At 68.6% G+C, this 22,186-nt stretch carries 22 protein-coding genes; 16 read left to right on the top strand and 6 right to left on the bottom strand.

Annotated features, from left to right (window positions below; all coding sequences use genetic code 11):
- The 12 genes from nuoI (at position 1) to HGN31_RS02910 (ending at position 11,887) form a co-directional block, all read left to right on the top strand.
- Entirely contained in the window at positions 1-492 is a 492-nt protein-coding gene (gene nuoI, locus HGN31_RS02965; RefSeq protein ID WP_036699605.1) for an NADH-quinone oxidoreductase subunit NuoI, read from the top strand.
- Positions 489-896, top strand: coding sequence for a carboxymuconolactone decarboxylase family protein (locus tag HGN31_RS02960; RefSeq protein ID WP_036707132.1), 408 nt, complete (start codon positions 489-491; stop codon positions 894-896). Before nuoI ends, HGN31_RS02960 begins: the two co-directional genes overlap by 4 nt.
- Positions 893-1,495 carry an NADH-quinone oxidoreductase subunit J gene (locus HGN31_RS02955; protein ID WP_036707134.1) on the top strand — a complete coding sequence of 201 codons (603 nt, stop codon included), beginning with the start codon at positions 893-895 and terminating at the stop codon, positions 1,493-1,495. The genes HGN31_RS02960 and HGN31_RS02955 overlap by 4 nt, the downstream gene beginning before the upstream one ends.
- A complete protein-coding gene (locus tag HGN31_RS02950; protein WP_168782285.1) occupies positions 1,495-2,034 on the top strand; it encodes a hypothetical protein in 540 nt (179 codons plus the stop codon). The genes HGN31_RS02955 and HGN31_RS02950 overlap by 1 nt, the downstream gene beginning before the upstream one ends.
- An 87-nt stretch (positions 2,035-2,121) precedes the next feature.
- The gene (gene nuoK / locus HGN31_RS02945) at positions 2,122-2,427 is read left to right on the top strand and encodes an NADH-quinone oxidoreductase subunit NuoK (protein ID WP_168782284.1); all 306 of its coding nucleotides are present in this window, start codon (positions 2,122-2,124) and stop codon (positions 2,425-2,427) included.
- Positions 2,428-2,432: 5 nt separating this feature from the next.
- The gene (gene nuoL, locus HGN31_RS02940; protein ID WP_168782283.1) at positions 2,433-4,754 is read left to right on the top strand and encodes an NADH-quinone oxidoreductase subunit L; all 2,322 of its coding nucleotides are present in this window, start codon (positions 2,433-2,435) and stop codon (positions 4,752-4,754) included.
- Between the two features lies 1 nt (position 4,755).
- The gene (locus HGN31_RS02935) at positions 4,756-6,318 is read left to right on the top strand and encodes an NADH-quinone oxidoreductase subunit M (protein ID WP_168782282.1); all 1,563 of its coding nucleotides are present in this window, start codon (positions 4,756-4,758) and stop codon (positions 6,316-6,318) included.
- Between the two features lie 10 nt (positions 6,319-6,328).
- Positions 6,329-7,828 (top strand): NADH-quinone oxidoreductase subunit NuoN, encoded by a 1,500-nt coding sequence (nuoN, locus tag HGN31_RS02930; protein WP_168782281.1) that lies wholly within the window; start codon positions 6,329-6,331, stop codon positions 7,826-7,828.
- Positions 7,821-8,624 carry a biotin--[acetyl-CoA-carboxylase] ligase gene (locus HGN31_RS02925; protein WP_052174777.1) on the top strand — a complete coding sequence of 268 codons (804 nt, stop codon included), beginning with the start codon at positions 7,821-7,823 and terminating at the stop codon, positions 8,622-8,624. The genes nuoN and HGN31_RS02925 overlap by 8 nt, the downstream gene beginning before the upstream one ends.
- Positions 8,624-9,403: a type III pantothenate kinase gene (locus HGN31_RS02920; RefSeq protein WP_036699624.1), complete on the top strand. Its 780-nt coding sequence runs from the start codon at positions 8,624-8,626 to the stop codon at positions 9,401-9,403. The genes HGN31_RS02925 and HGN31_RS02920 overlap by 1 nt, the downstream gene beginning before the upstream one ends.
- The gene (locus HGN31_RS02915) at positions 9,396-11,069 is read left to right on the top strand and encodes a ribonuclease J (RefSeq protein WP_036707144.1); all 1,674 of its coding nucleotides are present in this window, start codon (positions 9,396-9,398) and stop codon (positions 11,067-11,069) included. Before HGN31_RS02920 ends, HGN31_RS02915 begins: the two co-directional genes overlap by 8 nt.
- Positions 11,069-11,887 carry a hypothetical protein gene (locus HGN31_RS02910; RefSeq protein ID WP_168782280.1) on the top strand — a complete coding sequence of 273 codons (819 nt, stop codon included), beginning with the start codon at positions 11,069-11,071 and terminating at the stop codon, positions 11,885-11,887. The genes HGN31_RS02915 and HGN31_RS02910 overlap by 1 nt, the downstream gene beginning before the upstream one ends.
- Positions 11,888-11,897: 10 nt before the next feature.
- Here HGN31_RS02910 and HGN31_RS02905 read toward each other — a convergent pair whose 3' ends face one another.
- Positions 11,898-12,140 carry a zinc-finger domain-containing protein gene (locus HGN31_RS02905; RefSeq protein WP_081972776.1) on the bottom strand — a complete coding sequence of 81 codons (243 nt, stop codon included), beginning with the start codon at positions 12,138-12,140 and terminating at the stop codon, positions 11,898-11,900.
- Between the two features lie 129 nt (positions 12,141-12,269).
- Between HGN31_RS02905 and HGN31_RS02900 the strand changes: the two genes are divergently transcribed.
- Entirely contained in the window at positions 12,270-13,220 is a 951-nt protein-coding gene (locus HGN31_RS02900) for an ABC transporter ATP-binding protein (protein WP_168782279.1), read from the top strand.
- Here HGN31_RS02900 and HGN31_RS02895 read toward each other — a convergent pair.
- From HGN31_RS02895 to HGN31_RS02885, 3 genes are read right to left on the bottom strand one after another with little or no spacing between them, the layout of a single operon-like run.
- Positions 13,217-14,176, bottom strand: a complete 960-nt coding sequence (locus HGN31_RS02895; protein WP_168782278.1) for a magnesium transporter CorA family protein — start codon at positions 14,174-14,176, stop codon at positions 13,217-13,219. The two genes, HGN31_RS02900 and HGN31_RS02895, sit on opposite strands and share 4 nt — an antisense overlap.
- A gap of 34 nt (positions 14,177-14,210) precedes the next feature.
- Complete coding sequence (locus tag HGN31_RS02890) at positions 14,211-14,585, bottom strand: HIT domain-containing protein (RefSeq protein WP_168782277.1); 375 nt, start codon at positions 14,583-14,585, stop codon at positions 14,211-14,213.
- Positions 14,586-14,634: 49 nt separating this feature from the next.
- Entirely contained in the window at positions 14,635-16,212 is a 1,578-nt protein-coding gene (locus HGN31_RS02885) for a DUF5928 domain-containing protein (RefSeq protein WP_168782276.1), read from the bottom strand.
- 154 nt (positions 16,213-16,366) lie between these two features.
- On the opposite strand from HGN31_RS02885, the gene HGN31_RS02880 reads away from it, so the two are divergent.
- Positions 16,367-17,185 (top strand): sulfotransferase family protein, encoded by an 819-nt coding sequence (locus tag HGN31_RS02880; RefSeq protein WP_036699638.1) that lies wholly within the window; start codon positions 16,367-16,369, stop codon positions 17,183-17,185.
- Positions 17,186-17,320: 135 nt separating this feature from the next.
- On the opposite strand, the gene hemN is transcribed toward HGN31_RS02880, so the two are convergent.
- Positions 17,321-18,676 carry an oxygen-independent coproporphyrinogen III oxidase gene (hemN, locus tag HGN31_RS02875; RefSeq protein ID WP_036699640.1) on the bottom strand — a complete coding sequence of 452 codons (1,356 nt, stop codon included), beginning with the start codon at positions 18,674-18,676 and terminating at the stop codon, positions 17,321-17,323.
- A gap of 54 nt (positions 18,677-18,730) precedes the next feature.
- Between hemN and fnrL the strand changes: the two genes are divergently transcribed.
- Entirely contained in the window at positions 18,731-19,477 is a 747-nt protein-coding gene (gene fnrL / locus HGN31_RS02870) for a transcriptional regulator FnrL (RefSeq protein ID WP_052171611.1), read from the top strand.
- 74 nt (positions 19,478-19,551) lie between these two features.
- Here fnrL and HGN31_RS02865 read toward each other — a convergent pair whose 3' ends face one another.
- On the bottom strand, positions 19,552-20,391 hold the full coding sequence (locus tag HGN31_RS02865) for a universal stress protein (RefSeq protein WP_168782274.1): 840 nt from the start codon (positions 20,389-20,391) through the stop codon (positions 19,552-19,554).
- Positions 20,392-20,569: 178 nt separating this feature from the next.
- Here HGN31_RS02865 and ccoN point away from each other — a divergent pair, with 178 nt between their 5' ends.
- Positions 20,570-22,186 carry a cytochrome-c oxidase, cbb3-type subunit I gene (gene ccoN, locus HGN31_RS02860; protein ID WP_168782273.1) on the top strand — a complete coding sequence of 539 codons (1,617 nt, stop codon included), beginning with the start codon at positions 20,570-20,572 and terminating at the stop codon, positions 22,184-22,186.

Below are 22,186 nucleotides of genomic sequence, written 5' to 3'. Positions count from 1 at the left end.
ATGGCCCTCGATCTGGTCCGCGCCACCAAATACTTCCTCATGTGGGACTTCATCAAAGGCTTCGGCGTGGGGATGAAGTATTTCTTCGCCCCCAAGGCGACGCTGAACTACCCGCACGAGAAGGGCCCGCTCTCGCCACGCTTCCGCGGCGAGCACGCGCTGCGCCGCTATCCGAACGGCGAAGAGCGCTGCATCGCCTGCAAGCTGTGCGAGGCGATCTGCCCGGCGCAGGCGATCACCATCGACGCCGAACCGCGCGAGGATGGCTCGCGCCGCACCACGCGCTACGACATCGACATGACCAAGTGCATCTACTGCGGCTTCTGCCAGGAGGCCTGCCCGGTCGATGCCATCGTCGAGGGGCCGAACTTCGAGTTCGCCACCGAAACCCGCGAGGAGCTGTTCTACGACAAGGCCCGCCTGCTCGCCAACGGCGAGCGGTGGGAGGCCGAGATCGCCCGCAACCTCCAGCTCGACGCGCCCTATCGATGAGCGACGGTTTCGCCAGGCTGTTCCAGCAGATGCTCCAGTCCGGGCAGGAGATGGCGCGCGCCTTCAACCCGGGGCTCGAGAATTTCGACACCCGCGCGTTCGAGAAGATGCTGCCCGTCATGCCCGCCGACATGATGGAGATGTGGTTCGGCCGCACCTTCAACCGCGAGGGGCTGGATGCCAAGACGCGGCTGCTCTTGACCATCGGGGCGCTGACGGTGCAGGGCGCTGTCGCCGAGCCGCAGCTGCGGCTGGCGGTGCGCCACGCGCTGAAGGCCGGGGCGACGCAGCGCGAGATCGCCGAGACGATCTGGCAGATGTCGATGTTCGGCGGGCTGCCCGCCATGCAGAAGGCGCTGGAACTGGCGCAGGCGGTATTCGCCGAGGAGGATGACGCAGCATGATGGTCTTTGCTTTCTACCTCTTCGCCATCTCCGTGCTGGTCGCCGGCTTCATGGTGGTGATCTCGCGCAACCCGGTGCACTCGGTGCTGTGGCTGATCCTGGCCTTCCTCTCGGCGGCGGGGCTGTTTGTCCTGCAAGGCGCCGAGTTCGTCGCCATGCTGCTGATCATCGTCTATGTCGGCGCGGTCGCGGTGCTGTTCCTGTTCGTCGTGATGATGCTCGACGTCGATTTCGCCGCGCTCAAGGGCGAGCTGGCGCGCTACCTGCCGCTCGGCCTCCTGATCGCGGTGGTGATGATGGCGCAGCTCGGCATCGCCTTCGGCGCGTGGGAGTCCGCCCCGGGCGCCGCGGCCGCCCGCAGCGTGCCGATCGTCGAGAACACGCTGAACACCCACGCTTTGGGCGGGGTGCTCTATGACCGCTACTTTCTCGCCTTCCAGCTCGCCGGTCTGATCCTGCTGGTGGCGATGATCGGGGCGATCCTGCTGACGCTGCGCCACCGCAAGGACATCAAGCGCCAGGACGTGCTGCAGCAGATGTGGCGCGACCCGAAGAAGGCGATGCGGATGACCAACCCGAAGCCGGGGCAGGGGCTGTGATGACGGCGCGTCCCGTTTTCCTGACAGCGGGTGTCACGGCATTTGCAGCCCTGACCGGATGCGGCGCGCCTGGGCCGGTTCCCGACGCCGGGAAGCTCAACGAACTCGCCAACGGCGCCTGCGGTCGGGTTGTGACCACCGCCGAGGGGGTTGTGACAGAGTTTCCTGCCGTCGACTTCGGCCCCGGTCTGGTCGGGATGCGGACCGAGACCGTCAGCCGCACGGGCGAGCGGCGGCAGCGGTTTGCGCTTTACGACGTTAAATCCAGTCGGCTGGTGCGCGTTGAAGCGCCGGCCGGCACCGCGCTTTTCGCCGCTGTCGAGCGCATCTCGGCTGATGAGCCTGTGCGCCAGTCGCTGTCGCGCTTTACTGCGGCGGCTCGGGCGCGTGGATTTGCGGTGACGGAAGGCCGGGCGGATTCGGCCGGCAATGCCCGTCTGGCGTGCGCATCGCGCGCCTTTTACGGCGACGGAAAGCCCGTATCGACGGCCCCGGTGCCCACCGGGGCGCCGGTGGACGGGCGGCTGTTGCTTCCGTAAAGCCGGGGCGACGACGACTCATCCCGCGCAACCGAAGGCGCGAACCAAGACGACAACCGGGCCACGAACCGGAGAGGGACGAAGCGAATGATCGGTTTGACACATTACCTTGTCGTGGGGGCGACCCTGTTCGTCACCGGCGTCTTCGGCATCTTCGTCAACCGCAAGAACGTCATCGTCATCCTGATGTCGATCGAGCTGATCCTGCTGGCCGTGAACATCAACTTCGTCGCCTTCTCGACCCATCTGGGCGATCTCGGCGGGCAGGTGTTCACCATGTTCGTGCTGACGGTCGCGGCGGCCGAGGCGGCGATCGGCCTGGCCATCCTCGTGGTGTTCTTCCGCAACCGCGGCACCATCGAGGTCGAAGACGTCAACGTGATGAAGGGCTGAGACAATTGGAAAAGTTCATCGTCTTCGGCCCGCTCGCAGCCTCGATCATCGCCGGCTTCGGCTGGCGCGTGATGTCGGAAAAGGGCGCGCAGGTCCTGACCACTGCGGTGCTCTTCGTTGCCTGCGCGCTGTCCTGGATCGTCTTCCTCGGCTTCGACGGCACGCCGCGCCACATCCCGGTCATGGACTGGATCGTCTCGGGTGACTTCCACGCCGAATGGGCGCTGCGGATCGACCGGCTGACGGCGATCATGCTGATCGTCGTGACGACGGTCTCGGCGCTCGTCCACCTCTATTCGATGGGCTACATGGCCCATGACGACAACTGGACCGAGGATGAGCCCTACAAGGCGCGCTTCTTCGCCTATCTGTCATTCTTCACCTTCGCCATGCTGATGCTGGTGACTGCCGACAACCTCCTGCAGATGTTCTTCGGGTGGGAAGGCGTGGGCGTCGCCTCGTATCTGCTGATCGGCTTCTACTACAAGAAACCCAGCGCCAACGCCGCGGCGATGAAGGCGTTCATCGTCAACCGCGTCGGCGACTTCGGCTTCCTGCTCGGCATCTTCGCCATCTACTGGCTGACCGGCACGATCCGCTTCGACGAGATCTTCGCCCAGGTCCCGCAGATCGCGCAGACGCAGGTGCCGTTCCTGTGGACCGAGTGGAACGCGGCCAACCTGATCGGGGTGTTGCTGTTCATCGGCGCGATGGGCAAGTCGGCGCAGCTTGGCCTGCACACCTGGCTGCCGGACGCGATGGAGGGCCCGACCCCGGTCTCGGCGCTGATCCACGCCGCGACCATGGTGACGGCGGGCGTGTTCCTCGTCTGCCGGATGTCGCCGCTCTATGAATTCGCGCCGGACGCCAAGAACTTCATCGTGCTGATCGGCGCGGCGACGGCGTTCTTTGCGGCGACCGTGGGCCTCGTGCAGAACGACATCAAGCGGGTGATCGCCTATTCGACCTGCTCGCAGCTCGGCTACATGTTCGTGGCGGCGGGCGTCGGCGTCTATTCGGTCGCCATGTTCCACCTGCTGACCCACGCCTTCTTCAAGGCGATGCTGTTCCTCGGTGCGGGCTCGGTGATCCAAGCGATGCACCATGAGCAGGACCTGCGGAACTACGGCGGGCTGCGCAAGAAGATCCCCTATACGTTCTGGGCGATGCTGATCGGCACGCTGGCGATCACCGGGGTCGGAATCCCGCTGACCACCATCGGCTTCGCCGGCTACCTGTCCAAGGACGCGGTGATCGAGAGCGCCTTTGCCTCGGGCCACTCCTATGCCTTCTGGCTGCTGGTCATCGCGGCGCTGTTCACCAGCTTCTATTCCTGGCGGCTGATGTTCCTGACCTTTTGGGGCGCGCCGCGTCCGCAGCAGGTATGGGACGCCGAGATCAAGGCCGAGGAGGAGGTGCAGCCGCAGGGCCTCGCAGCCGGTCACGGCCATGTGGCTCACGCCGCGCATGACGCGCATGGCGCCCACGACGCGCATGGCGCCCATGACGATCACGGCCACCACGGCGGCCTGCACGCCTATGAGCACGCGCATGAAAGCCCGCCGGTGATGCTGATCCCGCTGGCGGCGCTGGCGGTGGGCGCGATCTTCTCGGGGATGGTCTGGTACGCGCCGTTCTTCGGCAGTCACGAGCGGGTGGCCGAGTTTTTCCACATGGGCCATGGCGGGCACGAGATCGCCGCGGCCGATCACGCCGCCCCGGTCGCCACCGACCCGGCCGACCACGCGATGGCACCGGCCGAGACGGCCCACGCCGCCCCGGTCCACGCCGCCCCGGCCGAGGGCGCCGCGGCTGCCCCCGAGGGCGCGGCGGCCGACCAGCCCGCGGGCACGGTCAACACCGCCGTTCCGGCGCCGGTGGGCGGGGCGATCTACATGCACCCCGACAACCACGTCCTCGACGAGGCCCACCATTCGCCGGTTTGGGTCAAGGTGGCGCCGTTCTTCGCCATGCTGGCGGGCCTTGCGCTGGCGTGGATGATGTACATCCGCCACCCCGGCTCGGCGGCGCAGCTGGGCGCGATGCAGCGGCCGCTGTACCGCTTCCTGCTCAACAAGTGGTATTTCGACGAGATCTACGACTTCCTCTTCGTCCGGCCGGCGCGCTGGCTTGGCCGCGCGCTCTGGACGGGCGGGGACGGGCGGACCATCGACGGGGCGATCAACGGGCTCGCCATGGGGCTGATTCCGCGGCTGACCCGCTTTGCCGGCCGGGTGCAGTCCGGCTACCTGTTCCACTATGCCTTCGGCATGGTCCTGGGCCTCGTCGGCCTGCTGATCTGGGTGATGGCGCGGAGCGTGAACTGAGATGACGACCTATCCGCTGCTTTCCATCATCACCTTCCTGCCCATCGTCGCGGCGCTGATCATGGCCGTGTTCCTGCGCGGCAACGACGCGGCCGCGGCCAGCAACGCCCGCTGGCTGGCGCTGGTCGCCACCGTGGCGACCTTTGCGGTCAGCTGCCTCGTGCTCGCCGGTTTCGATCCGCAGAACACCGGCTTTCAGTTCGTCGAGGACCAGCCCTGGATCATGGGGCTGCGCTACAAGCTGGGCGTCGACGGCATCTCGATCCTGTTCGTCATGCTGACGACGTTCCTGATGCCGCTCGTCATCCTCTCGACGTGGGAGGTGACGGACCGCACCAAGGACTACATGATCGCCTTCCTCGTGCTCGAGGGGCTGATGATCGGCGTGTTCGTCGCGCTGGACCTGGTGCTGTTCTACCTGTTCTTCGAGGCCGGGCTGATCCCGATGTTCCTGATCATCGGGATCTGGGGCGGCAAGGACCGCATCTACGCGGCCTTCAAGTTCTTCCTCTATACCTTCCTCGGCTCGGTGCTGATGCTGGTGGCGATGGTGTCGATGTACAACATGGCCGGCACCACCGACATTCCGACGCTGATGGGCTTCGACTTCCCGTCGACGCCGATCCCGGTGTTCGGCACGACGCTGCTGGGCGGGACGCAGATGCTGCTGTTCCTCGCGTTCTTCGCCAGCTTCGCGGTCAAGATGCCGATGTGGCCGGTCCACACCTGGCTGCCCGACGCCCACGTGCAGGCGCCGACCGCGGCCTCGGTCCTGCTGGCGGCGGTGCTTCTGAAGATGGGCGGCTACGGCTTCCTGCGCTTCTCGCTGCCGATGTTCCCCGAGGCGTCCGCCATCGCCCAGCCCGCGGTGTTCTGGCTCTCGGCCATCGCCATCGTCTACACCAGCCTCGTGGCGCTGGCGCAGTCCGACATGAAGAAGCTGATCGCCTATTCGTCGGTCGCGCACATGGGCTATGTCACGCTCGGCACCTTCGCGGCCAACCAGGTGGGCGTCGAGGGCGCCATCTTCCAGATGCTGTCGCACGGCTTCGTCTCGGGCGCGCTGTTCCTGCTGGTCGGCGTGATCTACGACCGGATGCACACGCGTGAGATCGACGCCTACGGCGGACTCGTGAACCGGATGCCGATCTACGCGCTGATCTTCATGTTCTTCACCATGGCGAACGTGGGCCTGCCGGGCACCTCGGGCTTCGTGGGCGAGTTCCTGACCCTGCTCGGCGTGTTCCAGGTCAACACTTGGGTCGCGCTGGTCGCCACCACCGGGGTGATCCTGTCGGCGGCCTATGCGCTCTGGCTCTACCGCCGGGTGACGCTGGGCGCGCTGGTCAAGGAGAGCCTGCGCACGATCACCGACATGACCCCGCGCGAGCGCTGGATCTTCGTCCCGCTGATCGCCATGACGCTGCTGCTCGGGGTCTATCCGCGCGCCGTCACCGACATCACCGGCCCGGCCGTCGCCGCGCTCGTGCATGATTACCACGCCAGCCTGCCCGCAGCCCCCGCGACCACCGAGGTCGCCGCTGCGCCCGCGGCAAGCCACTGAGGGGGCCGCGATGACCGCAATCGACATGAACTTCTCGCTCATCCTGCCCGAGATCGCGCTGGCGCTCTTCGCCATGGCCGCGCTGATGCTGGGGGCGTTCTTCGGCAAGGACCGGCTGGCCGGGACGGTGCTGTGGCTCTCGGTCACGGCGCTGCTGCTGGCGGCGCTATTCGTGGGCTGGGGCGACCGCGTGGACGGCCAGTCCTTCTGGGGCATGTTCATCGACGACGCCTTCGCGCGCTTCGCCAAGGTCACGGCGCTCGCCGCCGCGGCCGCGGTGCTGGCGATGAGCGCGGGTTATCTCGACCGGCAGGGCCTGCTCAGGTTCGAGCTGCCGATCCTGATCGTGCTCGCCGTCGTCGGCATGATGGTCATGGTTTCGGCCGGCGACCTGCTGACCCTCTACATGGGGCTCGAGCTGCAGTCGCTGGCGCTCTATGTCGTGGCCGCCATGCGGCGCGACAGCGTGCGCTCGTCCGAGGCCGGGCTGAAGTATTTCGTCCTCGGCTCGCTCAGCTCGGGGATGCTGCTCTACGGGATCTCGCTGGTCTATGGCTTCGCCGGGACCACCAACCTCGCCGGGGTGATGCAGGCGGTCACCGCCGAGCAGCTGCCGATGGGGCTGCTGTTCGGGATGGTGTTCCTGCTCGTCGGGCTGGCCTTCAAGGTCTCGGCGGTGCCGTTCCACATGTGGACGCCTGACGTCTACGAGGGCTCGCCGACGCCGATCACCGCCTTCTTCGCCACCGCGCCCAAGGTCGCCGCGATGGCGCTGATCGCGCGGCTGATGTGGGGCGCGTTCGGGCAGGTGCCGGGCGACTGGGGGCAGATCATCGCGGTGCTGGCGCTGCTGTCTATGTTCCTCGGCTCGATCGCCGGCATCGGCCAGCGCGACATCAAGCGGCTGATGGCCTATTCCTCGATCGCGCACATGGGCTTTGCGCTCATCGGCCTGGCCGCCGGGACCGTCTACGGGGTGCAGGCGATGCTGATGTACATGGCGATCTATGTCGTGATGAACGTCGGCACCTTCGCCTTCATCCTGTCGATGGAGCGGGGGGGGCGTCCGGTCACCGCGCTGGACGACCTGAACCTGCTGGCGCGGACCGAGCCGCTGAGGGCGCTGGCGATGCTGGTGCTGCTCTTCAGCCTCGCCGGAGTGCCGCCGATGCTGGGCTTCTTTGCCAAGTTCGGGGTGCTCAAGGCGGCGGTGGACGCGGGCATGGGCTGGCTTGCCGTGCTGGGCGTGATCGCCTCGGTGATTGGGGCCTTCTACTACCTGCGCATGGCCTATTACCTCTACTTCGGCGCTGAGCGCGACGAGCCGGTGCAGATGCACGGCGGCGCGGCCACCTGGGTGGCGCTGGTCGGTGCGGCGGCGGCGATGGTGATCGGGGCCTTCACGATGTTCGGCGCCGACCGGGCCGCCGAGCGGGCGGCGGCGTCGCTGGTCGTGGCGCAGGCCGCGGTGGCGGAGCCTGTGGCGGTGGCCACCCGCCCCGTTGACTGACCCCGCACGGTCCGCGGCGGAGCCCTCCGCCGTCGCTGACGGCTGGCCCGAGGGCGTCGGCCGCCACATCCTGCCGCGCTGCGCCAGCACCAACGCCGAGGCGCTGCGCCTGGCCCCCGCACTCTCGGGCCCGGCCTGGGTGCTGACGCTGGACCAGTTCGCCGGGCGGGGACGACGCGGGCGGGTCTGGCAGATGCCCGCCGGCAACTTCGCCGCTACGCTGGTGCTGCGCCCGGCGGGCGGGCCGGCCGAGGCCTCGCTCTACAGCTTCGTCGCCGTGCTCGCTTTGCACGAGGCGCTGGCGCTGGTCTGCGGTCCCACGGCGCGGCTGGCGATCAAATGGCCGAACGACGTGCTGCTGAACGGCGGCAAGGTCGCGGGCATCCTGCTGGAAAGCGCGGGGCAGGGCGGGCAGGTCAGCGCGCTCGCCGTCGGGATCGGCGTCAACCTCGCCGCCGCCCCCCCGGCCGACACGCTCGAGCCCGAGGCCACCCCCGCCGTCTCGGTGTGCGAGGCGACCGGCCACGCCCTCGCCCCGACCGAGTTCCTCGACCTTCTCGCCCCGGCCTTCGCCCGCTGGCAGGCCCAGCTCACCACCTGGGGTTTCGCCCCGATCCGCACGGCCTGGCTCGCCCGGGCCGCGCGGCTGGGCCAGACCATCACCGCCCGCACCGGCAGCCACAGCCGCACCGGCACCTTCGAGGGGATCGACGCCACCGGCGCGCTGATCCTCATCACCGCGCAGGGCCGCGAGGTGATCCCCGCCGCCGACATCTATTTCCACGAGGCCCCCTGATGCTGCTCTGCATCGACACCGGCAACACCAACACCGTCTTCGCCATCTGGGACGGCGCGCGGTTCCTGAGCCAGTGGCGCATCGCCACCGACCACCGTCGCACCGCGGACGAGTATTTCGTCTGGCTGCGCTCGCTCATCTCGCTGCACGGGCTCGAGGTGACGATCGACCACTGCATCATTTCTTCGACCGTGCCGCGGGTGGTGTTCAACCTGCGGGTGCTCTGCAACCGATACTTCGACACCCGCCCGCTGGTGGTGGGCAAGCCCGACACGCTGCTGCCGGCGCCGCCGCGGGTGGACCCGGGGGCTGTGGTCGGCCCTGACCGGATCGTGAACACCTGGGCCGCGTTCGACCGCTACGGCCCCGATCTGACGGTGGTGGACTTCGGCACCGCCACGACCTTCGACGTGGTGGACACGGACGGGGCCTATGTGGGCGGGGTGATCGCGCCGGGCGTGAACCTGTCGCTCGAGGCGCTGCACATGGGCGCGGCCTCGCTGCCGCACGTCGATATCACCAAGCCCGCGCAGGTCATCGGCACGAATACGGTTGCCTGCATCCAGTCGGGTGTGTTCTGGGGCTATGTCGGACTCGTCCGCGAGATCTGCCAGCGCATCGCTGCCGAGCGCGGCCGGAAGATGAAGATCATCGCAACCGGAGGCTTGGCTGCGTTGTTCGACCAGACCCAGGACCTGTTCGACAGCTGGGACGACGATCTGACCATGCACGGGCTGCGGCTCATCCACGATTACAACAGGGAGGCGGGCAATGTCTGAGCGCCTGATCTATCTGCCGCTGGGCGGCGCGGGCGAAATCGGCATGAACGCCTATGTCTACGGCTACGGCCCGGCGGGGCGCGAGCGGCTGATCCTCGTCGACCTCGGCGTGACCTTCGGCGACATGGACAGCGCGCCGGGCATCGACCTCATCATGCCGGACCTGCGCTGGCTCGAGGACAACCGCGACCGGCTGGAGGGGGTGTTCATCACCCACGCGCACGAGGATCACGTGGGCGCGCTGGGGCTGCTCTACAGCCGCCTGCGGGTGCCGGTCTATGCGCGCAAGTTCACCGGCACGCTGGCCCGGATGAAGCTGGAAGAGGCCGGCCAGCCGACCGACCGGCTGCGCATCGTGGCCCCGCGCCCCGAGGTGGTCGAGGTCGGACCCTTCAAGGTCCAGTTCGTGCCGGTCAGCCACTCGATCCCGGAAAGCGCCGCGCTGATCATCGACACGCCCGCCGGGCGGGTGGCGCACACCGGCGACTTCAAGCTCGACGGGACGCCCGTGGTGGGCGAGGCGTTCGACCCGATCCTCTGGCACGACATCGCGCAGGAACAGCCGATCAAGGCGCTCGCCTGCGATTCCACCAATGTGTTCAGCCCCAACCCCGGCCGGTCCGAGGCACTGCTGGCGAACCCGCTGCTCGACTTCGTCATGGCGCAGAAGCAGATGGTGGTGGCCACGACCTTCGCCTCGAACGTCGCGCGGCTGAAGACGCTGGCCGAGGCCGGCGTCGCCTCGGGACGCAAGGTCTGCCTGCTGGGCCGGGCCATGCGCAAGATGGTGACGGCGGCGATCGAGACCGGGGTGCTCAAGGACTTCCCCAAGGTCATCGGCCCGGACGAGGCCGCCGACCTGCCGCGCAACAAGGTGATGCTGATCGTCACCGGCAGCCAGGGTGAGCGGCGCGCAGCCTCGATGCAGCTCTCGATGGGCAAGTATCTCGGCATCCAGCTCAAGGAAGGGGACAGCTTCCTGTTCTCGAGCCGCACGATCCCCGGCAACGAGCGCCCGGTGATCCGCATCATGAACAACCTCAGCCGGCTGGGGGTCGATGTCTATGACCCCGACGACGGGATGTATCACGTCTCGGGCCACGCCAACCGCCCCGACCTCGAGGCGATCCATGACCTATTGAAGCCGCAGATGCTGATCCCGATGCACGGCGAGCACATGCATCTGCGCGAGCACATGAACCTCGGCCGGGCCAAGGGCATGGCGTCCGAGATCGTCACCAACGGGATGATGATGGACCTGTCGGGCGACACGCTGCGGCAGGTGGATGATGTGCCGACGGGCCGCATCTACCTCGACGGGACGGTGCTGATCGGGGCGATGGACGGCGTCGTGCGCGACCGCATCCGCATGGCGCTGAACGGCCACGCGACGGTCTCGGTCATCATCGACGAGAACGACGAGCCGCTGCCCGATGCCTGGGTCGAGACGATGGGTTTGGCCGCGCAGGGCCGCGCGGGCGTGCCGCTTGCCCGCCATGTGGAGAGCGAGCTCGGCGAGTATCTCGAGCGGGTCGACCAGACCACCGCCACCGACGACAAGAAGCTGGACGAGGGGCTGCGCCGCATCGTCCGCCAGGCGACGATGGAGGAGATCGGCAAGAAGCCCGAGGTCAAGATCGTCATCTCGCGGCTGGCCGCCGAGTGATGCTGCTGGCGGCCGCCCTCGGCTGCGCGATCGTCTGCCTGGCCGCGGGACTGGCGACGGTGCCGGCGCGCGCGGGGGCGGGCGGTACTGCGCCGGGCGCGCTGGCGCTGGCGGGGGTGCAGGTCGTCGGCGGGGCGCTGCTTGGCTGGGCGATCGGCTGGCTGCTGGCGATGACCCCCGCCGAGACGGCGGCGCTCGCGCTGCTCGGCGCCTCGCCGGGGACGGTGGCGGTCAATCCGCTGGTGGCGCTGGCGGGCGGGCGGATCGTACTCGCGAACGGCGTCATGGCGCTGAGTGGCCTGGCCGCCGTCGCTGCGGTTGCGGTGGTGGCGGTGCTGTTCGGGGCGGCGGGGTCGGTGGTGCTGCCGCTGATGCTGGCCGCCGCTCTGCCGATGTGGCTGGGGCGGGCGCTGCGGCTTCGCGTCTCGCCCCGTGTTCAGCGGTTGGCGCCGATCGTGGCGGGGCTGGCGCTGGCGGCGATGGTGCTGGCCGGGCTGATCCTCGGCCGTGCCGGGGCGACGGTCTGGCCGCTGGCCGGGGCGGTGCTGCTGCTGGCCGGCGCGCTGACCGTACTGGGCCATGCCGTCGGCCGGGGCCTTGCCCCCGTCGCCGGTGGCGACGGCGTGCCGGTGACCGCGGCGCTGCTGCTGCCGATGCGGAACGTGGCCGTGCCGATGCGGAACGTGGCCGTGCCGATGCTTGCCGGCCTCGCCGGGGGCCTGAGCGCCGCGCCGCTGGCGGCGGCGCTCTATGGGGTGCTGATGTACGTCCCGGCGGTGGCGCTGGTCATGGCGCGTCAGGCGCGGGCCCGGCGCTAGGCGTCGCGTCTCAGTGGCCGGCCTGCGCGTGGGTGCGGTCGATCACGAAGCGCTTGTCGCAATAGGGGCAGTCCACCCAGCCGGTCGGCTCGGCGATCGACAGCCACACCCGCGGATGCCCCAGTCCCAGTGCCTCGTCACCCGAGCAGGCGACCTTCCACGCCGCCACCACCTCGGTCACGGGCGCCGGATGCAGCGGCTGGGCGGTGTCCTGATCGGTGGAGAGCGGGTTTTCGGTCTGGGGCGCGCGCATCGAGGCTCTCTTGTGCTGGCGGTGAAACGCCGGTTTAACGGCCCGGCCATTCTAGCCGCCCCATCCCCGGCCGCAACCCGTCGCGGTGCGCGGGGCAGGGGTGTCGCCCAGCCACAGGCGGACCGCCCGATGCCCGATCCCGACCCCTCTGCCGCCCCCGCGATCCGCCTGACCGGCCTGCGCAAGACCTATGCCGCGGTCGGCCGCGTCCCCGCGAAAGAGGCGCTGAAGGGCGTCGACCTGACCATCCCACGCGGCTCGATCTTCGGGCTTCTGGGGCCGAACGGGGCGGGGAAATCGACGCTGATCAACATCCTCGCCGGGGTGGTGAACAAATCCGCAGGGCAGGTCGAGATCTGGGGCTTCGACCAAGACGTGAACCCGCGCCAGTCGCGCGCCGCCATCGGGGTGATGCCGCAGGAACTCAACATCGACCCGTTCTTCACACCGCGCGCCAGCCTCGAGGTGCAGGCGGGGCTCTACGGTGTGCCGAAGGCCGACCGCTGGACCGACGAGATCCTCGCGCTGGTCGGGCTGACCGCGCAGGCCGAAAGCTACACCCGCCAGCTTTCCGGCGGGATGAAGCGGCGGCTGCTTCTGGCCAAGGCGCTGGTCCACCGCCCGCGCATCCTCGTCCTCGACGAGCCGACGGCGGGCGTGGACATCGCGCTGCGCGAGATGCTGTGGGAAAACGTCCGCCGCCTCAATGCGCAGGGGATGACGGTGATCCTGACCACGCATTACCTCGAAGAGGCGCAGGCGATGTGCGACGAAATCGCCATCATCGACCGCGGGCAGAAGATCATCCAGGACCGCACCGAGCGCCTGCTCGCCCGGGCCGAGACCAAGACGCTGGTGGTGGACCCCGGGCCGTGGGCCGGCGCCCTCCCGCCGCTGCCCGAGGGGGTCGCGGCCGAGCGCCGCGCCGACGGGCGGCTGGCGCTCAGCTACGCGCCCGAGCGGGTCCCGGCCGAGCGGATCGTCGATGCGCTGCGTGCGGGCGGGGTGCCGATGGCGGACCTCTCGACCGAGCAGCCGGACCTGCAGGACGTGTTCCTGTCGCTCACCGGCGGCCGCTAGAGCCAGCGCTTCCAGCGCGCGAGCAGATAGATCAGCAGCGCCGACAGCACCATCGCCGCCAGCGCCATCGGGTAGCCGTAGCGCCAGTGCAGCTCGGGCATCGCGTCGAAGTTCATCCCGTAGATCGAGGCGATCATCGTCGGCGGCAGGAACAGCGCCGCGACCACCGACAGCACCCGGACGGTGTTGTTCTGCTGCAGGTTGATGAGGCCCAGCGTCGCGTCCACCGTCATCCCCAGCCGGGTGCCGAGGAAATCGGCGTGCACCTCGAGCGCCTGGACGTCGCGGTTGATCGACTTCGCCAGCGCCCGCAGCCGGTCGGCGTCCGGGTGCGCCTCGGTCCAGCTCGTGTAGAAGCTCAGCACCCGCTCGACCGACAGAAGCCCGAGCCGCACCCGCGCCATCAGCTCGGACTGGCCGCCGATCCTGAGCAGGGCAGCGCGCAGCTCGGCGTCGCGGGCGTTGGCGTTGCTGTCGAAGACCAGTGCCCCGGTCTGGTCGAGCACCCGTCCCACCCCCTCGAGGATGTCGGCGAGGCGGGCGACGATCTCCTCCATCAGGCCAAGGAAGATGCGGTCGGGGCTGCCGACGCCCGAGGCGGAACGCTCGGCCCGGGTCGGGAAGGTGGTGAACGGCCGCGGCGCGTGGTGGCGGACGGTCACCAGCCGGTCGGGCGACAGGATGAAGGTCACCGGCATCGCCACGGGCTTGCCGTCCGGCAACTCGCCCGGCAGCACGGCGGTCATGTAGATCGCGTCCCCCTCGCGGTAGAGGCGGTTCGAGATCTCGATCTCCTCCATGTCCTCGAGGGTGGGCACGTCGATGCCGAGCGCCTTGACCTGCCGCACCTGAGCGTCGAGCGGGCGGTAGAGATCGACCCAGCGGGCGCGGGCGATCTGCTCGCCCGGGGGCAGGGGGGCGAGGCCGCCCAGATGCGGTGCGAAGGCGTGGAGCATGGGGCGACCTGCCGGGGACCGTGACGCTCAGCGCTCAGTCGCGCGACACCATCCGGCCCATCGGCCGGCCGCCGAGCAGGTGCAGGTGGAAATGCGGCACCTCCTGCACGCCATGCGCGCCGGCGTTGGTGATGGCGCGGAAGCCGTCGCCGCCGTTCGCGAGGCTCAGCCCCTCGGCCCGCGCCACCTCGGCCACCAGCCGGTTGAAGCCGACGATCTCGTCGTCCGAGGCGTTGGCGGCGAAGTCGTCGTAGCTGACGTAGCGGCCGCGCGGGATGACGAGGATGTGCACCGGCGCCTGCGGCCGGATGTCGCGGAAGGCGAGCGCGTGGGCGTTCTCGGCCACGGTGTCGTTCGGGATCTCGCCGCGCAGCATGCGGGCGAAGATGTTGCTGTCGTCATAGGTCATCGGGCGGTCCTTCCTGGGCGTCGTGTCGGGGCCCTCGGCGGGCATCGTCTCAGTCGTCGAACAGATGATCCGTGCGGGCCAGCGTCAAGGCAAGCTCGGGCTCGACGCCGAGGAACCGCGCGAGGGCCGCGGCATTGCGGTCCGGGTCATGGCGGGCCGCGATCACCTCGAACCCCTCGAGGTCGAGGTCGCGCAGCCGCTCGGTCTCGTGCTCGAGATCGCTGCGCACCGCCCCGATCAGGTGGCCGACGAACCCCGGCGGGCTGTTCGGCCCGGCCAGCCCCACGCGCGCGATGTGGCCGCGCACATAGTCGTCGTCAAAGTCCGAATCGATCAGCAGGACGCGGGTGTCGGCCTTGTCCTCGACGAAATCCTGGATCAGCCCCAGCGCCGACGGGTCAAGGCAGATGGCGAGCTTCTTCGCCTCGAACTGGTCGAAGAGCATCCGCACCAGGGCGCGGCGGTGGCGCTGGCGCTTGTCCACGGTCGTCTCGATCCCGCCCATGTCGGGCAGGGCGGCGTCGGTTTCGTTGAAGAGATAGTTGACGGCGGGGATCTCGGTGTGGGCGCGGATGGCGTCGGTCAGACGCTTGGCGACGTGCCATTTCTTGCAGACGATCAGCAGCAGCGTGCGGCCGCGGCCGAGGCTGCCCTCGGCCTCCCAGAAGCGCTGGCCCATGCGGCGTCCGACCCGGCCGCGCTGGGTGAGGAAGCGGTAGAGGCCGGCCGCCTCGTTCGAGATCGGGAAGTCGAGGTCAGGCGCCTGCCACAGCGCGCCCAGCCGCTCGCGCAGGTCGATGGCCTCGGGGCTGATCTTGCGGGCGAAGAGGAAGTCCTGCCCGAGCAGCAGGTCGTAGTGGTCGTTGTAGAAGGTGACCGGCATCCCGTAGTCGGTGAACATCAGGAAGGTGAGCGTCCGCGACCGGATCTCGCGCCGGGCGACCACGTGCGGCACCACGGTCTGGAAGAACGTCTCGTCCGGGATCCAGGTCGTGGCGAAGAACCGCATCACGTCGCGGCGTTCGTCGCAGAAGGCGAGCACCTTCTCGATCGTCTGCCGCCTGAGGCACCACCATTGCGAGCCGATCATCACCTGCAGGTCGGCGGGCACCGGCCGGGTCAGGCCAAGCCGGCGCTGCAGCTCGTAGCTGCCGTAGAACAGCCGCGCCTGCGTGCGCTCGTTGAAGAAATGCCGATAGATCAGCCGCTCTTCCTTGAAGCCGGTCTTGATCCAGTCGCTGGCGAAGAAGTCGAAACTCTCGATGTAGTCGAGGTCGTGGGCGTCGAGGTAGTCGTGGGCATAGGCCGCCGACTTGACCGGCATGCAGTCGCCCGAGAGCATGTAGAAATGCGTGGCGGCGGGGAACGCCGCGACCGCGGCGCGCACCGCCTCGAGCGTGGCTGCGACCAGCGACCACTCGCCCCAGCCGCATTTCAGCCGCCGTGCCGCGAAGGTCACGCCGGGGTTGTCGGCCAGCGCCGTGCGGATCAGGTCGAAATCCGCGGCGCTGGCGCGGGCGTCGAAATGGATCGAGACATAGTCGCCCGAGCCGGTCAGCCGCCGGGCCTGCGCAATGACCCCCTTGGGGTCCTTGTGGCAGAGCAGGATAAAGGCGATGCGGGCCATGGAACTCGACTCAAACCGACGCCGCGCCGCCCTTTCGGACCCGGCGCGGCGGCTCGGACAGGAAATTGCCAACGGGCGCGTTGCTTTGCGTCCATAACGATTTTATGGGCTTGGGCAACCCGGCCGAAAGCCGCGGCGGAAAGGAACATGCGTCATGGGTTTCCCCGGAACGTGGATGACCGAAAGCGAGAGCATCGCCTATCGCGTGGTGCCGAAATGCGCCTGCTCGACCATCGGGCAGATCATGTTCTACTCGGACCACGGCCGCTACTTCGACGGTGACATCCACGATTCCACCACCGGCCTGCACAAGTGGAACCAGGAGCACAGCCACGAGCCGATCGAGCGCGCGGTCACGGCGCGCAAGCCGGTCAGCTTCACCTGTGTCCGCAACCCCTATGCGCGGGTGCTGTCGTCGTTCTTCGACAAGATCGCCGGCATCCAGCGCAACGGCAAGCGCTACCGCGGCAACCTGATCCCGCAGCTCATGCAGCGCTACGGCGTCGACGTGGGCTCGCCCGAGAACGACTTCGCCTTCGACCAGATCGCCAGCTTCCGCCGCTTCCTGCTCTTCGCCCGCGACACCATCCGCTGGCGCCGCCCGATGGAGCCGGACATCCACTGGTCGGCCATGTCCGGCCATATCGCCACCTTCATCGTGAACGGCGGGCGTTACGACCAGATCTTCTTCACCGAGAAGTTCAACGAGGGGATGCAGCGGGTGCTCGACGCCGCCGAGACGCCGGTGAAGCTCGACGTGACCACGGTGCCGCGCTTCAACGAGAGCGAGGGGCACGGGCCGAAGCGGCTGCACAAGGTCAGCGACTACTTCGACGACCTGTCGCGGCACCTCGTGTGGGAGATCTACAAGAAGGACTTCCAGCTCTTCCGTTACGACTTCGACGACCCCGACAACAAGCTGCCGAAGGGCGAGGTCGATCTGGACGAAGTGCACGCCAAGCTCGGCCGCTGAGCGGGCACCTCCGGCGGAGGTATCTGGACCAGAACGAAGCCAGAGGGCGCGCGTCGACCGGCCCACCCCACCTCGGGCTGGACCCAAATATCCCGGGGTCCGGGGCAGCGCCCCGGTCCGGCACCGCCAATCCGCTCAGATCGCCGGGCTGTGGCCCTTGGCCTCCATCTCGTAGCCGTCGAGCATCCGGGCGATCATCCGGGTCAGCGGGCGCCCCTCGAAGGGGATCGACAGCCCGGCGGCATTCACCGTCACCATCTCGCCGAACTGCGCCTTGATCGGGGCGAACAGCGCCGCGAGGCGGGGGGCCGTGAAGCCGTGGTCGCGGATGAACTCGTCGGCGCGGATCTCGAAGTCGCACATCAGCGCCTCGATCATCCGGGCGCGCCAGATGTCCTCGGGGGTGAACGCGTGGCCGCGGGTGGTCGAGAAGCGTCCCTCGCGGATGGCCTTGACGTGGGCGCCGGTCGCGGGCGCATTCTGCGCGTAGCCCTGCGGGAAGCGCGAGATGGACGAGGCGCCCATCCCCACCAGCGCCGTCGCCTGGTCGTCGGTGTAGCCCTGGAAGTTCCGCCTGAGCAGCCCCGCCCGCTGCGCCACCGCCAGACCGTCGCCGGGGCGGGCGAAGTGGTCGATCCCGATCTCGTCATAGCCGTCGGCGACCAGCAGCCGCCGCGCGACCTCGAACAGCGCCAGCCGCGCCTGCGGGTCAGGCAGCGCCGCGTCCGGGATCATTACCTGCCGCTTGGCCATCCACGGGACGTGCGCGTAGCCGTAAAGTGCGATCCGGTCCGGCGACAGCGCCATCAGCTTCTGGATCGAATCCGCGATCCGCTGCGGGGTCTGGTGCGGCAGGCCGTAGAGGATGTCGGCGTTCAGGCTTTCGATGCCGCGGGCGCGGATCATGCGGACCGCCTCGGCGGTCACCTCGAAACTCTGGTCGCGGCCGATGGTGGCCTGGATCGCCGGGTCGAAGTCCTGGATGCCGATCGAGGCGCGGGTCAGCCCCGCCTCGGCCAGCGCGTCCATGCGCGCCTCGTCGATCTCGTTGGGGTCGATCTCGACCGAGAACTCGGCCCCCGGCGCCAGCGGGAAGGCGTCGAACACCGCGCCCGCCACGCGCCGCATCATGTCCGGCGGCATCAGCGTCGGCGTACCGCCGCCCCAGTGCAGCCGCGACAGCGTCACGCCGGGCGCGAGATGTGCCTTGAGCAGCGCCAGCTCCTGGATCAGCACGTCGGCATAGGCGCGCACCGGGGCGTCCGATTGCGTGCCCTGCGTCCGGCAGGCGCAGAACCAGCACAGCCGGCGGCAGAACGGGACGTGCATGTAAAGCGAGATCGCCGCGCCGGGCGGGATCGCCTCGACCCAGCGGGTGAAATCCCCGGCCCCGATCGTGGGCTTGAAATGCGGCGCGGTGGGATAGGACGTGTAGCGCGGCACTCGCGCGTCAAACAGTCCCAGCCGGGTGAGTTGCGATTCCTGTTCCATGCGCCTAGTCAGATACAAGCATCACACAGGCCAGCATTGACACAGGTCAAGTCCATATCACCCGCGGGCTGCCACCCGCTGCAGGTTCCCTGCGAGGATTGCCCGATCCGCTATCGGGCCGTCTGCGCGACCTGCGAGCCGTCGGAACTGACCGCGCTCGAGGGCAGCAAGTACTATCGCCGCTATGAGGCGGGGCAGGTGATCGGGCTGGCCGGTGAGCGGATGGACTTCGTGGCCTCGGTCGTCTCGGGCGTGGCCGGCCTCAGCCAGACGATGGAGGACGGGCGCACCCAGATGGTGGGCCTGCTGCTGCCGTCGGATTTCCTCGGCCGGCCCGGCCGCGACCGCTCGCCCTATGACGTCACGGCACTCTCCGAACTGCTGCTCTGCTGCTTCCGGCGCCGCCCGTTCGAGGGGCTGCTGCACTCGAGCCCGCGGGTGGCGGCGCGACTGCTCGACATGACGCTCGACGAACTCGACGCGGCGCGGGACTGGCTGCTCCTGCTGGGGCGCAAGTCGGCGCGCGAGAAGATCGCCTCGTTCCTCACCATCCTCGCCCGGCGCGAGGCAGTGCTGCGTCAGAGCCTGCCCACCGGCGGCACGGTGGTCGACCTGCCGCTCGGGCGCGAGGCGATGGCCGACTATCTCGGGCTGACGCTCGAGACGGTGAGCCGGCAGATCTCGGCCCTGCGGCGCGAGGGGGTCATCGCGCTCGAGGGCAGCCGCCGGGTGGTGATCCCCGATTTCCACCGCCTCGCGGCCGAAAGCGGCGACGATTCGGACGGCGGACTGCCCTGCTGACCCGCCCGCGTGAGCGCGGCGGGGCAGGGGGGCGAGCCGGTCCCCCGGCCCGCCTGTAACCGCCGACTGACCCCTCAGCGCGCCATCAGGATCGGCAGCGGCGCCCGCTCGAGCATGTGCCGGGTGGCCCCGCCGAGGATCGCCTCGCGCAGCCGCGAGTGGCTGTAGGCGCCCATCACCACGAGGTCGGCGCCGGTTTCGGCGGCGCGGCGGTTCAGCACCTCGCTGACCGTGGGCAGCGTCTTGGCCAGCACCGCGATGTCGGCTTTGACCCCGTGCCGGGTCAGCTTCTGGCAGAGCGCGCCGCCCGGGTCCGAGCCCTCGGGCGAGTGCGGCGAGGGGTCCACGACCGCGATCTCGACGGCTTCGGCCGCGCGCAGGATCGGCATGGCGCGGCGCACCGCGACCAGCGCCTCGTCGGACTGGTTCCAGGCGATCAGCACCCGCCGGCCCAGCCCCGCCACGTCGGTGAACCCATGCGGCAGCACCAGCACCGGGCAGCTGCCCTCGAAGAGCGCCGCCTCGAGCACCGCCTCGGCGTCGGGCGCCGCGCCCTCGCCATAGGGCTGGCTCAGCACCACGAGGTCCGAGAACCGCGCCCGCTGCGCGATCAGCGCCGAGACGCCGCCCATCTGCGCCACGGCGCTTTCGGTGGACCAGCGGATGTCCTCGGGGGCGAGCTGCGCCTTGACCTCGGTCTCGAGCGCCTCGGCCGAGGCCATGGCCCGGTCGATCGCCTCCTGGAACACATAGGCCGAGGCGCCGGCGTAATAGTAGCCGGTCTGGGTGTGATCGACGCCCAGGCAGAATACGTCGAGATGGGCGTCCTCGCGCCGCGCCAGCGTCACGGCGGCCTCGAGCTGTGCGGTCTGACCCTGGCGGGTGACGACGGTGAGAATGGTCTTGTAACCCATGCCTGTGCTCCTGAGGTCATCCGCAGCGACCATACGCCGCGGAACGCCCGCGATTTGTTGACCCAGATCAATGTTTGGTCAACCTATGGCCCATAGACACGGTGCCACGGCGGGAAAGACCGATCGCGAAGTTGCGCGATTCGGTCAAAACCGCACAGGGACAAGGGACAAGACGACAATGTGGGATGTCATCAAGCTGATCGTGCTTGGCGTCATCGCGGTGTTCGCCGCGATAGGCGCCAACTACGCGCATGATCTGGCCTATATGGTGAACGCGCTGACGGTGATGCTGGCTGCAGGCCTCACCTTCCTGTGGCAGCTGCGCAGCATGGACGATCCGCGCCGCGCGGCCAGCCGCGTGGGGATCGAATCCGAATATATGGATGGCGTGATCCGGGCCGGCGTGATCGCCACCGCCTTCTGGGGGGTCATCGGCTTCCTGGTCGGCGTGGTGATCGCCGCCCAGCAGGCGTGGCCGTCGCTGAACCTTTCGGATCTGGCCCACGGCTACCTGAACTTCGGCAAGCTCCGCCCGCTGCACACCAGCGCGGTGATCTTTGCCTTCGGTGGCAACGCGCTGATCTGCACGTCGTTCTACGTCGTCCAGCGGTCCTGCGCGACGCGGCTGTGGGGCGGAAACGCGGCCTGGTTCGTGTTCTGGGGCTACCAGCTGATGATCGTGCTCGCCGCGACCGGCTATATCCTCGGCGCCACCCAGTCCAAGGAATACGCCGAGCCCGAGTGGTACGTGGACTGGTGGCTGACCACCGTCTGGGTCGTCTACCTCGCCGTCTATCTCGGCACGATCATGAAGCGGCGCGAGCCGCACATCTACGTCGCCAACTGGTTCTATCTGTCCTTCATCGTGACCATTGCGATGCTGCACGTGGTCAATAACCTGTCGCTGCCGGTCTCGGTCTTCGGATCGAAGTCGGTGCAGCTCTTCTCGGGCGTGCAGGACGCGATGACGCAGTGGTGGTACGGCCACAACGCGGTGGGCTTCTTCCTGACCGCGGGCTTCCTCGGGATGATGTACTACTTCATTCCGAAGCAGGCCGAGCGTCCGGTCTACAGCTATAAGCTGTCGATCATCCACTTTTGGGCGCTGATCTTCATGTACATCTGGGCCGGTCCGCACCACCTGCATTACACCGCGCTGCCGCAGTGGGCCTCGACCCTCGGGATGGTGTTCTCGGTGATGCTGTGGATGCCCTCGTGGGGCGGCATGATCAACGGTCTGATGACCCTCTCGGGCGCCTGGGACAAGCTGCGCACCGACCCCATCATCCGCATGATGGTCGTGGCCGTGGGCTTCTACGGGATGGCGACCTTCGAAGGGCCGATGATGTCGATCAAGGCCGTGAACTCGCTGTCGCACTACACGGACTGGACCATCGGTCACGTCCACTCGGGTGCGCTCGGCTGGAACGGGATGATCACCTTCGGGGCGCTCTACTACCTGACCCCGCGGCTCTGGGGGCGTGAGCGGCTCTATTCCAACACGCTGGTCTCGTGGCACTTCTGGCTCGCGACCATCGGCCTGGTGCTCTACGCGTCCTCGATGTGGGTCTCGGGCATCATGGAGGGCCTGATGTGGCGCGAGGTCGACAGCCAGGGCTTCCTGGTCAACGCCTTCGCCGACACCGTGGTCGCCAAGTACCCGATGCTGGTGGTGCGGACGCTGGGCGGGGTGTTCTTCCTCAGCGGTGCGATCATCATGTGCTACAACCTGTGGGCCACCGTGGCCCGCCAGCCCCGCGTCGCGGACACCCGCGTCGCCGTGCCGGCCGAATGA

The sequence above is a fragment of the Paracoccus sanguinis genome, assembly GCF_012689545.1.
Classification (GTDB): Bacteria; Pseudomonadota; Alphaproteobacteria; order Rhodobacterales; family Rhodobacteraceae; genus Paracoccus; species Paracoccus panacisoli.
Note: the sequence above shows the minus strand (reverse complement) of the source record. Positions and strands in the feature narration are given on the sequence as shown.

Excerpts from the sequence above, each read along its gene's own strand:
- HGN31_RS02960 (WP_036707132.1), top strand. The coding sequence starts at position 489 with ATGAGCGACGGTTTCGCCAGGCTGTTCCAGCAGATGCTCCAGTCCGGG.
- HGN31_RS02950 (WP_168782285.1), top strand. The coding sequence starts at position 1,495 with ATGACGGCGCGTCCCGTTTTCCTGACAGCGGGTGTCACGGCATTTGCA.
- HGN31_RS02890 (WP_168782277.1), bottom strand. The coding sequence starts at position 14,585 with ATGACCTATGACGACAGCAACATCTTCGCCCGCATGCTGCGCGGCGAG.
- HGN31_RS02935 (WP_168782282.1), top strand. The coding sequence starts at position 4,756 with ATGACGACCTATCCGCTGCTTTCCATCATCACCTTCCTGCCCATCGTC.
- HGN31_RS02910 (WP_168782280.1), top strand. The coding sequence starts at position 11,069 with ATGCTGCTGGCGGCCGCCCTCGGCTGCGCGATCGTCTGCCTGGCCGCG.
- HGN31_RS02955 (WP_036707134.1), top strand. The coding sequence starts at position 893 with ATGATGGTCTTTGCTTTCTACCTCTTCGCCATCTCCGTGCTGGTCGCC.
- HGN31_RS02880 (WP_036699638.1), top strand. The coding sequence starts at position 16,367 with ATGGGTTTCCCCGGAACGTGGATGACCGAAAGCGAGAGCATCGCCTAT.
- nuoK (WP_168782284.1), top strand. The coding sequence starts at position 2,122 with ATGATCGGTTTGACACATTACCTTGTCGTGGGGGCGACCCTGTTCGTC.
- ccoN (WP_168782273.1), top strand. The coding sequence starts at position 20,570 with ATGTGGGATGTCATCAAGCTGATCGTGCTTGGCGTCATCGCGGTGTTC.
- HGN31_RS02885 (WP_168782276.1), bottom strand. The coding sequence starts at position 16,212 with ATGGCCCGCATCGCCTTTATCCTGCTCTGCCACAAGGACCCCAAGGGG.
- HGN31_RS02865 (WP_168782274.1), bottom strand. The coding sequence starts at position 20,391 with ATGGGTTACAAGACCATTCTCACCGTCGTCACCCGCCAGGGTCAGACC.
- hemN (WP_036699640.1), bottom strand. The coding sequence starts at position 18,676 with ATGGAACAGGAATCGCAACTCACCCGGCTGGGACTGTTTGACGCGCGA.
- HGN31_RS02915 (WP_036707144.1), top strand. The coding sequence starts at position 9,396 with ATGTCTGAGCGCCTGATCTATCTGCCGCTGGGCGGCGCGGGCGAAATC.
- nuoN (WP_168782281.1), top strand. The coding sequence starts at position 6,329 with ATGACCGCAATCGACATGAACTTCTCGCTCATCCTGCCCGAGATCGCG.
- HGN31_RS02900 (WP_168782279.1), top strand. The coding sequence starts at position 12,270 with ATGCCCGATCCCGACCCCTCTGCCGCCCCCGCGATCCGCCTGACCGGC.
- HGN31_RS02905 (WP_081972776.1), bottom strand. The coding sequence starts at position 12,140 with ATGCGCGCGCCCCAGACCGAAAACCCGCTCTCCACCGATCAGGACACC.
- nuoI (WP_036699605.1), top strand. The coding sequence starts at position 1 with ATGGCCCTCGATCTGGTCCGCGCCACCAAATACTTCCTCATGTGGGAC.
- HGN31_RS02895 (WP_168782278.1), bottom strand. The coding sequence starts at position 14,176 with ATGCTCCACGCCTTCGCACCGCATCTGGGCGGCCTCGCCCCCCTGCCC.
- HGN31_RS02920 (WP_036699624.1), top strand. The coding sequence starts at position 8,624 with ATGCTGCTCTGCATCGACACCGGCAACACCAACACCGTCTTCGCCATC.